The organism is Actinophytocola sp. KF-1 (assembly GCF_054661535.1).
On sequence record NZ_BAAFVK010000008.1, the window covers coordinates 402366 to 416479 of the forward strand.

Below are 14114 nucleotides of genomic sequence, written 5' to 3' on the forward strand. Positions count from 1 at the left end.
AGCAGCCGGTGGCCATGGCCCGGCCACCCCCGTGCGGGGTGACCGGGCACCGGGTCATGCGAGGTCGGCGAACACCTTGTCCATGGTGTTGGTGTTCCTGGCGACGTGGGCCACGATGTCGTCGCCGGTGACGACCTGGGCGGACTTCACCTTGAGCTCGGACATGATCTTCTCGATGAACAACGACGCGAACTTGCCGGCGACCTGGGTCATCATCCCCGGCGCGCTGAGGAAGCTGGCCGCGCTCTGCTTGGCGGTGTCGTCCGCGTCCTGGGCGAAGGTGGCCGCCACCTTGCTCAGCGCGTCCTCGACCTGCTTGACGAACTTGTTCTCCTTCTGCACGCCGAGGAACTCGGCGATGTCGCCCCAGGCCTTCTCCTGCCAGTCGTCGACCTTCTTCTTGGTGGCGGCGTAGACGTCGCCCCGCGCGCCGCTGATGTCGATGCCGTGCTCCTCCGCGGCGCGTTCGATGCGGGCGTTCTGCATGCCCCTGACGAACGCGACGAGGCCTTCCTTCAGCGCGGGCCAGACCTGGCTGACGAGCGGGCCCGCCACCGCGCCCGCGCCGGTCGCGTCGAGACCCACCTGGATGAGGAGCGTGCCACCGTACGTGAGCGGCGACAGCATCTTGAGGTTGTACTCCAGGTTGGCGATGTACTTGTCCTTCAGGTACGTTGCCACGAGCAGCTTGTTGTCGTTGAGCTTCTGCAGGGCCTCCGCGCGCAGCTTGGGGTCCGCCATGATCTTCTTGGCCGCCCGGTCGTTGACCTCCGCCGTGCTGACCTTCGAGACGAAGGCGACGGCCGCCTCGGCCATGGCGTTGATCGAACCGTGGATCGTGCCCGCGCTCGAGGGCACCCACTCGGACGCCGTCTGGGACGCGGCCAGGAACTGGGTGGCCACCCGGTTCGCGTCCTTGACCCGCTTCTGTGCCTTCCCCGGGTCGGCGATGGCCACCGCCTTGAACCCCTCGAACTCCAGCGCGTTGTTCATCAGCACCTCGATGGCCTTGACGTCCCGCTCGCCGCGGCGCAGCGCCTTGGTGGCCCGCTGTTCGAGGAGGTACCACGCGAGGTCGAACTCGGTGTCGATGGCGGCGACGAGGACCTCGTCGAGGTTCTCGCCCGGGAACAGCTTCTTGCCCCTCGCGACGAGGCCCGTGCTGTCCTTGATCAGCTTGTCCCAGTCGGAGTAGACCTCGACGGACTCCTTGTACAGCGAGTCGACCATCAGGGCGGCCATGTCCGTGGCCGCCTTGCCGTGCTCGGTGAACCGCATCAGCTCGAGCTTGGTCCAGGCCCTGATGTTGTCGCGCAACATGTGGTAGACCTTCTCCAGGCCCGCGAAGTCGCGCTTCATGTCGGCGCTGACGTTGCGGACGTACTTGTACGGGACCGAGGAGCCGGACTCCTTGTACTCCTTGGTCAGCTTCTCGAGCCTGGCCTTCTCCCGCTTCTTCTCGACGGAGTCGGAGACCTTGACCGTCACCAGGCGGCTCAACGACTTGATCACGGTGACGGGGTAGACGACGTCGATGTTCGACACGTCGTTCCTGATGTAGTCGAGGACCTTCTGGCGCGCGGCCTGCTTCTCCGCCGTCTTGCCCAGCTTCTTCGGTTTCTCCGCCGTGCCTGCGGTCATCTGCTTCTCCGTTTCGGTGCTCGCGCGTGGGTCAGTTCTGCGGCGTCAGGGCCTCTTCGATGAGCTCCCCGAGTTCCTCGCGGTCCATCTCGGACAGGAGCTCCGCGACCTCCGGATCGTCCTGGGCGAGCTGCTGGAGCTTCTCCGTCATGTCGGTCGCGACGTCCTCCAGCGCGTCGGCCGCGGGCAGCACGAGGAACGGGATCATCGCGTCGAGCCGCTCGACGAGGGTGTCCGGCGACAGCGCCGTCCAGCCGGGGATCCTGCCGTCGAGTTCCTCGGGCAGCCAGGACTCCCAGGGACCCAGCGTCTCCTCCAGCTCACCGAGGCTCTCGATCTGCTGGGCGGTCACCCAGCGCAGCTCGGTCACGGCCGGCTCGTCACCGGCCGCGTCGCCGGGACCGTCCTCGGCGGACGGTGCCTGCGCGGCGGGTGCGGCCGCGGCCGGCGCCGCGATCGTGACGCCGTGCCTGGCGAAGACGGCGATCTTGTCGCCGTTCTCCGCTTCGGTGAGGAAGCCGGTGGCGGCGGCGGTGACGCCTGCCTGGTCGGCCTGGTAGAGGAACCAGGTGCGGAACTGGTCCCACGCCTGTTCGGTGCCGTTCCAACGTGGACCGTGCGCGGCGAAGAACCGGTGCCAGGCGGCCGGATCGGCCGTCTGCGGAGGGGCGATCCGCACCCCGTGCCGGGCGAAGACGGCGATCTTCTCGCCGTTCTCGGCCTCGGTGAGGAAGCCGGTGGCGGCGGCGGTGACGCCTGCCTGGCCCGCCTGGTAGAGGAACCAGGTGCGGAACTGGTCCCACGCCTGCTCGGTGCCGTTCCAGCGCGGGCCGTGCTCGGCGAAGAAGCGGTGCCAGGCCGCGGGGTCCACCGGCGCGGGCGCCTGGGCGGCGGCGGCCTGGACGGCCGCCGCGTACTCCGCGGGCAGCCGGGTGTCGTACTCGACCAGCTTGCCGAGCGTCTCCCACGGCGAGGACAGCCCGTCGAGGGCGCGCTGGAACGCCTCCAGGTCCGAATCGGACGTCCACTCCGCACGGATGGCGGCCAGCACCTCCGGCACCGATCGGGTGCCCGCCGCCTCGACCTGCCGGTACGCGCGGCAGAGCAGGGCGAACCACTTCTCCGCGGTGGCGCTGTCGGGATGCCGCACCGTCGTGAGCACGACGGTTTCTGCCTGTTCCATCTCTGGCGTCCTTCCGTTGTGGAGCCACCGCCCGGACCGTTGAGGACGGGCTCGCGGCCGTGCACGCCCCAGCATCGGCCGGTCGGACGACCACGCGGAGTAAGTCCGGTCAAGCGATCGGGCAACCACGATTGCGCGAAATGTGCCGGATCGCGCATCTCGCACCGGTGCCCGTCGTTGACCAGTCGGAAGAGTGAAAGGTCCGGGTTTTCGCAGACGGCGGGGTCTTCGGCGGATACCGTCGTCATGCGGCGCGGTCCGCTCGGGCCGGGGCGCGGGTTGCGGGTGGTGCGATGGCCGACTTCGTGGGTCGGGAGTCCGAACTCGACCGTCTGGCAGAGATGGCCGCCAAGGTGCGCACTGGGCAGCCGCAGGTCGTGTGCGTGCGCGGCGTCGCGGGCATCGGCAAGACCACGATGGTGCGCCGGTTCATGGCGGACCTGACCGGCTTCACCGTGCTCAGCGCCACCGCGGACGTCACGGAGACCGTGGTCGACAACGGCGTGGTCGACCAGCTCGTGCGGCGGGTGCCCGCCGCGGTCCGGGCCGGCCACCCGCTGCTCGCCCGGTCGGTGCCGGTGGACGCGAGCCCGCTCGCCGTCGGCGCCCAGCTGCTCGACGTGCTCGGCACACTGCAGTCCACCGGTTCGGTCGTGCTCGTGGTGGACGACGCGCAGTGGGCCGACGTGTCCTCGCTGCAGGCGCTGGGCTTCGTGCTCCGCCGGGTCTGGGCCGACCAGGTCATGGTCGTGATCGTCACGCGGCCCACCGTGGACGATCGCGTGGCCGGGCTGCTGACCAGGCTGTTCCGGGCCGGCCCGCCTGCCACGACGATGGAGCTCGCCGGGCTCGCCGCGTCCGACATCGTCCGGCTGTCCCGGGTGGTCGTCGGTGACGACCTGCCCGTCGCGGCGGCGGAGCGGCTGCGGTCGTTCACCGGCGGTCACCCGCTGTACCTGCGGACGCTGCTCGCCGAGGTGCCCGCGGACGAGCTGCGCGGCAGGAGGATCTCGATGCCGCTCTCGCTGGTGTCGGCCGTGCGCGCGACCGTGCACCGGCTGCCCGCCGCCAGCCAGCAGCTGGTCGAGGCGCTCGCGGTGCTCGGCACGCCCGGCCCGCTCGCCCGCGCCGCCCACGTCGCGGGCGTGCCGCGGCCCGCCGAGGCGCTGCGGCCCGCGCTCGACGCCGGGCTCACGCGGTGGTGGCCGCAGGAGCCGTCGAGCCCGGTCGGCATGGCCCACGACCTGCAGCGCGAGGCGATCTACTCGGGGCTCCCGCCGGACCGGCGCTGCGTCCTGCACGAGCGGGCCGCGTCCGTCGTGGACCGCGGCGCGTCCTGGGCGCACCGCGTCGCGTCGGCGAGCGAGCCGGACGAGGCGCTGGCGCGGGAGCTGGAGGCCGCGGCCGAGGAGCAGGCCGCGGCAGCGCACCACGGCCTGGCCGCCAGGTACCTGCGGTGGGCCGCCGACCTGTCGCCCAAGCAGGCCGACAGCGAGCGGCGCCTGCTGACCGCGGGTGTCCAGGTGCTGTTCAGCAGGGACCGCCGGTCCGTCGCGCCGTTGTGGTCCACAATGGAGCAGTGCGGCCATTCCGCGCTGCGCTCCCTGGCGCTCGGGATGACGGCACTCCTCGTGCGCGGCGACTGGCCCGGTGCGCAGCGCTGGCTCGCCGAGGCGCTGGAACTCGGCGCGGCGCCGGGGGTGCCGAAGTGGATCCGCGCGACCGCCGCGGCGGGTCTCGCCGGCGCGCACACGTGGGGCGGCCGCGTCGAGGAGTCGGTCGAGGCCGCGCGGCTGGCGCTGTCCATCGGCGAACTGCCCGTCATGCTGCACGACTACACCCGGGTGCTGCTCGCGACCGGCACGGCGCGGTTGAACGGGATGGCCGCGGCGCTCGACGAGTTCGCCGACCTGCCGCGCAACCCCGGCGCGGTGTCGACCGCGCACCTCGACTCGCTCGCGTGCCGCGGTGCGGTGCTGACCATGCTCGGGCGCCACGAGCAGGCCGCCGTCGACCTGGAGAACGTGGTGCGCAGGCAGCGGACCGGCACGTTCGTGATCAGCGGCACCGTCCCGTACTGCTACCTCGCGGCCGGGCACTACCAGCGCGGCCGGTGGGACGAGGCGGCGATCGTGATGGAGCAGGCGCGCAACCTCGCCGAGGAGGACGAGCAGCCGCAGAACCAGGTCATGCGGCGGATGGCGTCGGTGTTCGTGCCCGCGGGCCGGGGCGAGTGGGAGACCGCCGCCGAGCACGTGCGGGCCGCGCAGCAGCTGGCCCAGCGGGTGGGCGGGCCCCAGGACCTGCGGTACGCGGCGATCGCGGCCGCGGTACTGCACCAGGCGCGGGGCGACCACGCCCGCATGCTCGCGGCGATGCGGCAGGTGCCGGGGCTGGACGTCGACGGCCCGGGCGGCGAGGACCGCGCGCACCTGTGGTGGGACCTGTGGTGGCGGCCGCTGCTCGTCGAGGCGCTGCTGGGCAGCGGCCGCGCAGAGGCGGCCGAGGCACATCTGACCGTCCTGACCGGGCGGGCACGGGATGTCCCCCACATGGGTGCCACGGTCGCGCGGCTGACCGCGTGGCTGCTCGACCTGCGGGGTGACACGCGGGCCGCGCTCGACGAGGCCGAGCGGTTCCTGCGCCAGCCGGAGCGGCCGTCGACACCGTTCGTGGCGGCCCTCCTGGAGCACGAGCACGGCCGCCGTCTGCTCGCGGAGGGCAGGGGCGCGGACGCGATGACCGCGCTGGACACCGCGAAGGGCGTCTTCGGCAGGCTCGGCGCCGTGCCGTTCGTACAGCGCGTCGACGCGGACCTGCGCCGGGGTGGCGCGGTGGCCCGGCGGCCCGGCGAGATGATCGCGGGACTCACCGACCGCGAGTGGGACGTCGCCCGGCTGGTCGGCCAGGGCCTCACGAACCGGGAAGTGGGCGCGCGCCTCTACGTCACCACGAAGACGGTCGAGTACCACCTCGGCAACATCTACGCGAAGCTCGGCATCGGCACGCGGCGCGCGCTCTGTGACCGGCTGGCCGGACGACCCGCGGTGCGGATCACCCCAACGGCCCAAGGGAATGACACGACGGGGTCCTAGGGTGCGTCACCAGGGCGCCAGGGACCCCAGGGGACGCACCCTGGGACCGCCATCGAAACCGTGCGGTCGCTAGGAGACAGCCCGATGTCACGACGAATCCCCGTGCACGTCCACGCCACCGACGCCATCACGAAGTTCGGACTGCAGACCCAGCTGCGCCAGGAGGACCAGCTCGACGTCGTCGACCGGGACCGGGTCGGTGACGGCACGGTCCTCGTCGTCGCCGCCGACGCCATGGACGCCGACACCCTGAGACAGCTGCGCGAGCTCAACCGCCTCGGCGGCAGGAACGCGGTCCTGGTCACCAGTTCGCTCGACGACGCCGCGCTGCTGTCGGCGATCGAGGTCGGCATCTGCGCGCTGGTGCCGAGAGCGGAGGCCACGCCGTCCCGGCTCGCGCACCTGGTGGTGAAGGCGGCCAACGGCGAGGCCACGCTGCCGTCCGACGTGCTCGGCAGGCTCCTGCGGCAGATCTCGCGGTTGCAGCACAACGTGCTCACGCCGCGCGGGCTGACCGTCGCCGGGCTGTCGCCCCGGGAGACCGAGGTGCTTCGGCTCGTCGCGGACGGTCTGGACACCGACGAGATCGCCGAGTCGCTGTCCTACTCCTCACGGACGGTCAAGAACATCCTGTACGGGATCACGAGCCGGTTCTGCCTGCGCAACCGTTCGCACGCGGTGGCGTACGCGCTGCGCGAGGGCTTCATCTAGCGAACAGCGTGCCGGAGAAGGAGACCGACGGTGTGCAGCGTGGCGCGCCTGAGCCGGGCGCCACGCAGTTCACCTCGACCACGACCGGCACGCCGCCGCCCACGTGCAGCGGGCTGACGTAGTGGTAGTCGAGGTCGCGGAAGTTCGCGAGCCCGCTCTCCAGCACGATGTCGTCGCCGATCCGGATGCGCAGGAAACCGTTGTCACCGCGCGGGTTCTGCAGCACCAGGTCCCCGATCGCCATCGCGCGCCGGTCCGGTGCGGTGAAGGTGAAGCGCCGGTAGGACGTGTCGGTCACCGCGGGGGAGGAGGTGGCGACGCGGAAGTCCACCGGTTCGCCGGCAGGCCGCGCCGGGCCGGTGGTCGTGGCAGGGCTTCCGCCCGCCGCGTCCGCGTCCGCGCCGGGGCCCGCTCCCGCCCCGGAGCCACCCGGACCGCCGGCGCCGTCGGTGCCGCCGCCGGTGCTCTCGTCGGCTCTGGCGGCCGCGTCCTCCGCCTGTGCTGCCGCCGCGCTCGCCTGGGCCACCTGGGGTGCGACCTGCTCGGCCGCGACCGACTGCACGGTCGGTTTCAGCACGGCGAACCAGAAGGCGGCGACCGCGACCACGCAGGCGGCGAGCGCCACCGCGGCGGGCAGCAACCACTTGGGCAGCAGGCGTTCCTGCACCATCACCCCGTCGACGACCACCGGTTCCGGCAGGTGGCCGTCGACGCTGGACAGCTCGAGCTGGAACGGGTGCGGCCGCGGTTCGCCGCGGAGCATCCGCCGCCTCGGCTTGGCCGAGACCCGGACGACGGTGACGGTACCGGGCCGCGTGATCACGTCCGGCGGGTTCAGCCGCAGGTCCAGCTCGTCGCCCTCGGTGTCGAACGCGGCCAGTTCGACCGCCTCCGGCCGGTTGCCCGCGTTCTCCACCGCCAGCCGGTAGCGCGCCCTGCGCCGGGCCCTGCGGCGCGGCGGCACCAGCTCGGCGACGAGGTCGGTGAAGCCCTCGACCGCCACCTCGCCTTCGGCCACAGTGGACGAGTCCGGGTACTCGCGGGAGCGCACCCGCACGCCGAACGGGATCCGGCCCGCGCTGACCTCGGACGACCTCGGGGGTGCGAACCGGAGGGTCACGGTGCCGTCGGTGCCCGGCATGAGGTTGACGGTGTCCGGTGCGGGCGTGCACCACCCGGCCGCGTCGCCGAGCACCTCGACGGTGAGCTGGTCGACGACGTCGCCCCGGTTCGCGACGCGCAGGTCCGTGGTCGTCTCCTCGCCGGCGGCAACGGTGAGTTCCGTGCTCGCGAGGTCTGCGGTGACGGTCATGGCGGCCAGTGTCGGCCACGCCCACCGCACCGAGGTGGTGTCCTCGTCCCACGACTCGGGCAACCCCGCGTGCCCGAACGAGCAACGGTTCCCCCGCGCTTTTCCCGATCGGGACGACCTGGCCGCGGACCGGCGACACCGGCGCCGCTGCGGGCGTACGGTCGGGCTGCGCGACGCCTGTCCTGGAGGTCACCCGTGCGCACGATCTCGTTGCCGTTGCTGGCCTTCGTCCTCCTCGCGAGCTGTGTGGCCGCGACCGCCGCGACCGCGGCCGCGCCGGACACCGCCGAGCTCGTGTCGGTCACCGGCGACGGGCAGACGCCGTCGGTGTCGGCCGACGGCCGGTACGTCGCCTACGAATCACTCGCACCGGGGACCGAGCGGTGGGTGGTGTCCGTGCGCGACCGTCGCGGTGGGACGGTCGCGGACACCGGGGACCTGAGCGGGGACAGCCGTCGTCCTGCGTTGTCGCCGGACGGCCGCTACCTCGCGTTCGACACCACCTCGGCCGACCTGCCCGGCATCGAGCCCGCCGCGCCGGGCGTGCCGGTGGTGGTCGTGTGCGACCTGGCACGTGCCCCGGAGCTGCGCTGCCTGCGCGCCGGTGCGCCCGACGACGACGTGTGGGTCGCCGACTCCGCACCGAGCCTCGCCGACGGGGCCGTGACGCTCGCGTGGACCCGGCAGCGCGCCAACGGCCTGTGGGTGACGATGGTGACCGAGTTCGGTCGCGACGAGGACGGCGCGCTGAGCGAGCTGGGCGCCGCGACCGAGCTGGTCCCCGCCGATCCCGCCGCCGAGTACGTCCTCGGCACCGGTGCGCAGGCCAGGGTGTCGGCCGACGGGACCACGGTGGTCTTCCCCGCCGACCTGTGCGCCAGGTACTGCCTGCCCGCGCTCGCCGGGCGGAAGCTGTTGTCCCTCAACGGGAGACACGCGCAGCCGCGGGTCGTGCCCGCCGTGTACAGCGCGACCCTGCACCCGCTGCGGATGACCAAAGTGGACGAGCAGGCGACGGCGCCCGCGGTGTCCGGGGACGGCCGCGTGCTCGCCTGGGTGCGGGACGGGAACGTCGTCGTCGACGGCCCGTCCGGCAGGCGGGTGGTCGCGGCGGGCGCCGCCCCGGCGCTGTCCGGCGACGGGCGCTACCTCGTCTACCGGGGACCCGACGTGCTCGCGCGGGACCTGGTCGTCGACGCGGCCCGGGCAGGCGCGGGCCGGCCGCCGCTGCCCGCGGAGCGGGTCGCGCCCTCCGGAGGGGGATCGGCGGCCGCGCTGTCCGCCGACGGTGTCACCGTGGTGTTCGACTCGGCCGAACAGCTCGCCGCCGCGGACACCGACGGCGGACGCGACGTGTACGCCCGCGACTTCGCCCCCGTGCTCACCGCCCCCGAGATGGACTTCGGCGCGCTGCCGGAAGGCGACGCCAGGACGGTGTCGATCACGTTGCGGCACCAGGGGTTCGGCCCGCTGCGCGTGTCCGCGGTCGGCATCGAGGGCGACGGCTTCGCGGTGCACCCCGGCGAGAACTGCACGGGCGCCACCCTGTACGAGGGTGACGACTGCGCCGTCGCGGTCCGGTTCACCGCCGGCGGCGCCGGGGCGCGCGCGGCGACGCTGGTCGTGACGACGAGCAGCGGAACCACGCGGGTGCCGCTGCGCGGCGAGTCCGTGACGGCGGCCGCCGGCACCTTCACCGCCGAGCCGGCGTCGATCACCTTCGCGGGCACGCGGCTGCCCATGACCTCGAGCCCGCCGGTGCCGGTGACCCTGACCAACGGCGGTGCGGAGCCGGTGACGGTGACCGGGATCGCGCCGTTCCCCGGGCCGCACGCCGCCGACTTCACCGCGACCGGGTGCACCGGGCGGACCCTGGCGCCGGGGGAGCGGTGCGTGGTGTCGGTCGTCGCCACCCCGCGCGGCGGTGGCCCGCGCTCGGGCGCGCTCGTCGTCACCACGACGGACGGACCCGGTTCCGTCGTGATCGCCCTGTACGCGACCGGCGCGGTGCCTGCGGTCACGCTCGACCCCGTCGTCGTCGCCGGGGGCCGGGTCGTCACGGTCACCGGCGCGAACTACCCGCCGGGGCACCGGGTGACCGTCACGGGCAGCGCGCTGCCGACCGGGCCGGTGAGCGCCGACCAGACCGGCCGGTTCACGGCCGAGCTGGTCACCGTCGGCCCGTCGCCCTCCGGCGGGGTCACGGCGGCCGTGCCCGGCACGGACGTGACCGCGTCGGCGCCGCTGCTCGTGGTCGCGGGCACCTACCAGCCGCCGGGCATGCACGGCCGCCGCTGACATCCCCGGCACTCAGGTCTCGATGGTGCGGGGGACGTGCGCGGGCACCGCGGTGGCGACGACCGCCTCGACCGCCGCCCGGTCGGCGCCCGGCGCCGTGATCCGCAGCCAGGTCTCGTCCTCGGTGGGCTCGGTCGGCGTGGTGGACCAGCTGACACCGCCGCTGTCCTCGACGGTCACGGGCACGTCGAGGAGCGCGGTCAGGAGGTCCCGGATGCCGGCGACCGTGCCGCGCCCGCGGTGCAGGCCGATCGCGCCGGCCACCGCGGCGCGTTTGCGTGCCGCGGGCAGGTCGCCGGGCAGCTCGAGGCCCACCCAGGTGCCGAGCCAGTCGAGGAAGTCCGGCGGTGTCATCGCCGGGTCCAGGTAGGCGTCGAGGCAGTCGAGTGTCGCGATGACCGGGGACAGCACGTCGTCGAGCCCCGAGGTGAGCCGCTCCAGCAGCGGGTCCTCCTGCAGCACCGCGGGCAGGAACCCGGCGAGGGGGAACGGGTTGCCGAGCTCTCGTGCGGCTCCACGCATGGCGGCCGTCTCCTCTCACCCGATGGCGAACAGTTCCAGCTCGGTCAGCGCGACCTCGGTGGCGCCCTCGGCCGGGTACACGTCGAGGACCTGCACCCGCACCTCGCGCGCGCCGATCCCGTTGGACAGCGTGAACTCCTGCGGTTCCGGCGTGTCCCGCACCAGCACGGTGTCGGACTTCTCGTTGGAGTAGGACAGGACCACGAGCGACGGCCGGTGCCTGGCGGCGAACTCGTTCTTCGCGCCGCTGGTCACGATCAGCTTGACCACCGTGGTCGGCTTGCCGAGGTCGAGCGTCAGCAGCGGGCCGCGCTCCCGTGACCACGGTGCCGCCCAGTAGGTGTCGGTGAACTGGTCGACGGCCGCCTTGCCGGGGTGCCCCGGCGACTCGGCGCTCGCCGTCACCGCCACCGGGCGGACCGGGTTGAACGTCTGCTCCGCCGCGTTGGTCACCTTGTCCCTGGCCGCCTGGAACCAGTCGACCACGGTCGTGCGCAGTGGCGGGTACACACCGGCGAGCAGGCTGAAGACCAGCAGGACGACCCAGAACCCGCGGCGTGCGAACCGCAGCACCCGCTTGCCCGCACCCGCGACCGCGACGTTCCCCGGCCGCTTGCCCGCGCCGAGCACCTTCGGGCCGCGGCGGCGGAAGATCCGGCGCCACCACGGCACCCGGACGACCACGGCCTCGGCGAGCGAATGACCGCAGCGACCGCAGAACTTGCGGACCGGCTGGTTGCCCTCGCCGCACTCGGGACACACCTTCTCGCCCGGCCGCACCTTCCTCGTCGGCGCGGCCCGGGTGACGACGGGCGCCGCGGGCGCCTCCGGCTGCGGCGGCAGCTCCTCCTCCAGCCTGGCGACGGGGACCACCAGCGCGCCCGCGTCGTTCGCCGGTCCCACGGGCGGAGGCAGGGCCACGTCGAGGGGCTCCGGTGGTGGCGGAGGCGGCGGGGGAGCCACCTCCGCCGGACCCGGTGGCGGCGGGGGAGGTGGCGGCGGTGCCGCCCCGGCGGGTGGTGGTGGCGGTGGCGGGGGCGGTGCCGCTCCGCCGGGTGGTGGCGGTGGCGGCGGAGGGGGCGCCCCACCGGGAGGCGGGGGAGGAGGCGGCGGCGCGGCCCCGCCCGGCGGCGGTGGTGGTGGTGGGGCACCGGGTGGCGGGGGCGCCCCGCCGGGCGCCGCCGGGGCCGGGGCGGCGGGCTTCGCGACCGGCGCGGGTGGCGGGTCCGCGGTGACGACGGCGTCGATGACCCGGCGCAGCAGGTTGCGCCGCGGCGCCGGCGCGGCGGCGGCCACGGGCTCCGGCGCGGCCGGCGCCGCGACGCGCTCGCCGGTCCACTCCAGGAACCTGCCGCACGCGCCGCAGAAGCTGTCGCGGTCGGCGTTGCGGTGGCCGCACTCGGTGCAGACGATCATGGTTCCTCCGTTTCCACCCGCACCTGGTGGTCGAACGAGAAGACGAGGCTGTGCCGGGACACCTCGATGCTCTGCTGCTCGTCCCCGCGCTTGCCGGACACCGGGTTCGCGCTGAACAACCGCACGTCCTCGACGTACTCGACGCCGCGGACCCGTTGCAGCAGCGCGTACACGTCGCCGGTGCGCACCGACCGGCCGAACGGCCACCCGGTGCCGTCCGGGCCACCGCCCGGCAGCGGGCTGAACATCCGGTACAGCGCGGACACCGCCGCCGCCGCCACGTCCGCGGGCGCCACCCTCGGGCGCGCCACCAGCCGGGCGACCACGGTCAGCCCCCGGTACCGCGGTGGTTCCACGAGCACCCTGGTGCCCGCGGTGCGCACCGCGTCGAGCCGTTCCGCCACCGACCGCAGCGTCCGTTCGTCAGGCACCAGGTCGGCGAACCGGATCCGGCCGTCCTCCTCGGCGGCCGCGGGGACGACCAGCACCTTGACCGTGCCCGCGGCGGTGCCGTCCTCGCCCGCGGGCGCGCACCGGACCCGTGCGAGCCCGGGCACCGCGGCGAACGCGATGGCCTCGTAGTCCTCCGTGGTCACCGCGCGGTCGCGGGTGCGCAGCAGCATCGGCGCGCGCATCCGTGCCTGTGCCACGGTTTCCGCGTCCGTGCCGCCCTGCGCGGCGGCCCGGTTCTCCACCGCGGACACGAACGGCACGGACGTGCGCAACGCGGTCACCGTGCCCCTGCCGACGTTGCCGTGGGCGCCGCCGCCGGTCGCGTAGCGCCGGATCCGGATCGCGGCGCCGCGGGGCGGCACGGCCCCGTGCTGGGCGGTGCTGCCGTCGGCGAGGCGCAGCACCGGGCCGAAGCGCACCTCCCCGAGCACGGCGTCGAGCGTGAAGTGCCGGTCGGCGGGGCCGCTGCCGGTGAAGTCGGCGACCTCGTGCCACTCCTGCCAGCCCTCGTCCGACGACGTCTCCACCACGGTGTCGCCGAAGCCGGCCAGCACCGGCGCCGACCCGAGCCGCAGCGCGCGGCCCGCGGAGCCGTCCGCGGTGCCGAGGTCTTCCTGGTCGACGACCTCCGCGTGCACGGCAGGCGCGGTCACCCCGACCGTCCCCGCGGTGAGCTCGGACAGCACCGGGGACGCCGTGTACGCGCGGCCCCCGTCGGCGGGCGCCACGACGACCGCGCGGAACCAGGCCGCGAGGGTGCCGTGCTCGACCGACGTCCGCTGCCCCGCGGGCACGTGCAGCACGACGGCGCCCGGCCGGTTCAGCCCGCCGGTGCCGTCCTCCTCGACGTCGCAGTCGGCCCACCCGTCCGCCGTTCTCGCCTGCCACCGCAGCGGTGGCCGCCGGGGGTCGACACCGAGCCCGTCGACGTGCGCGGCCACGTCGAACCGCACCGCGCAGCCCGGGGTCGCCGCGTCCAGGCCGACGAGCAACTCGTCACCGGGGGCGGGCGGGTCGGAGAACACCGGGAACGACCCCTCGCGCGCGGTGCTCTCCCCACCGGCCCTGGTGCGGAGTTGCACGAGCCGGCAGGGCGGTGCGGTCACGTCCTCGGTGGTGCTGAACACGACCGGCTCGGCGCCCTCGGCCCGCACCGTCGCGGCCTGGGTCCCGGCGGGCACGGTCAGCGGCGCGGTCGCGGGCGCCGACAGCCAGAACGTGAGCGGCGCCCGCGCGGCGGTCGGCGGCCGCAGCCGCAGCCCGATCAGGTCGAGGAACTTCAGGTGCAGGCGGTCCGGTACCCGGTTGAGCCGGTACAGCAGGACGTCGGTCAGGTAGGCGAACGCCTCGATCAGCGTGACGCCGGGGTCGGACGGGTTGTGGTCCGTCCACTCCGGACAACGCAGCCGCACGAGCCGCAGCGCGTCGTCGACGAGGTCGTCGTAGCCGCGGTCGTCGAGGTCCGGGGCGGGCAGTGCCATCG

At 74.1% G+C, this 14114-nt stretch carries 9 protein-coding genes; 3 read left to right on the forward strand and 6 right to left on the reverse strand.

Annotation, left to right across the window (positions count from 1 at the left end):
- Positions 1-54: 54 nt before the first annotated feature.
- A complete protein-coding gene (locus tag ACYQ77_RS25825; RefSeq protein WP_459715660.1) occupies positions 55-1641 on the reverse strand; it encodes a hypothetical protein in 1587 nt (528 codons plus the stop codon).
- Between the two features lie 31 nt (positions 1642-1672).
- Positions 1673-2824: a hypothetical protein gene (locus ACYQ77_RS25830; protein ID WP_459715663.1), complete on the reverse strand. Its 1152-nt coding sequence runs from the start codon at positions 2822-2824 to the stop codon at positions 1673-1675.
- Between the two features lie 293 nt (positions 2825-3117).
- Between ACYQ77_RS25830 and ACYQ77_RS25835 the strand changes: the two genes are divergently transcribed.
- Positions 3118-5919, forward strand: coding sequence for a helix-turn-helix transcriptional regulator (locus tag ACYQ77_RS25835; protein ID WP_459715666.1), 2802 nt, complete (start codon positions 3118-3120; stop codon positions 5917-5919).
- An 84-nt stretch (positions 5920-6003) separates the two neighbouring features.
- Positions 6004-6630, forward strand: coding sequence for a helix-turn-helix transcriptional regulator (locus tag ACYQ77_RS25840; protein WP_459715669.1), 627 nt, complete (start codon positions 6004-6006; stop codon positions 6628-6630).
- On the opposite strand, the gene ACYQ77_RS25845 is transcribed toward ACYQ77_RS25840, so the two are convergent.
- Positions 6623-7942 (reverse strand): COG1470 family protein, encoded by a 1320-nt coding sequence (locus tag ACYQ77_RS25845; RefSeq protein WP_459715671.1) that lies wholly within the window; start codon positions 7940-7942, stop codon positions 6623-6625. The genes ACYQ77_RS25840 and ACYQ77_RS25845 overlap by 8 nt on opposite strands.
- Positions 7943-8137: 195 nt before the next feature.
- On the opposite strand from ACYQ77_RS25845, the gene ACYQ77_RS25850 reads away from it, so the two are divergent.
- Positions 8138-10240 carry a choice-of-anchor D domain-containing protein gene (locus ACYQ77_RS25850; protein ID WP_459715674.1) on the forward strand — a complete coding sequence of 701 codons (2103 nt, stop codon included), beginning with the start codon at positions 8138-8140 and terminating at the stop codon, positions 10238-10240.
- Positions 10241-10252: 12 nt separating this feature from the next.
- Here ACYQ77_RS25850 and ACYQ77_RS25855 read toward each other — a convergent pair whose 3' ends face one another.
- From ACYQ77_RS25855 to ACYQ77_RS25865, 3 genes are read right to left on the reverse strand one after another with little or no spacing between them, the layout of a single operon-like run.
- The gene (locus ACYQ77_RS25855) at positions 10253-10762 is read right to left on the reverse strand and encodes a phage tail protein (protein WP_459715676.1); all 510 of its coding nucleotides are present in this window, start codon (positions 10760-10762) and stop codon (positions 10253-10255) included.
- Between the two features lie 15 nt (positions 10763-10777).
- Positions 10778-12178 (reverse strand): NADase-type glycan-binding domain-containing protein, encoded by a 1401-nt coding sequence (locus ACYQ77_RS25860; protein ID WP_459715679.1) that lies wholly within the window; start codon positions 12176-12178, stop codon positions 10778-10780.
- The gene (locus tag ACYQ77_RS25865; RefSeq protein ID WP_459715681.1) at positions 12175-14112 is read right to left on the reverse strand and encodes a putative baseplate assembly protein; all 1938 of its coding nucleotides are present in this window, start codon (positions 14110-14112) and stop codon (positions 12175-12177) included. The genes ACYQ77_RS25860 and ACYQ77_RS25865 overlap by 4 nt, the downstream gene beginning before the upstream one ends.
- Positions 14113-14114 lie beyond the last annotated feature (2 nt).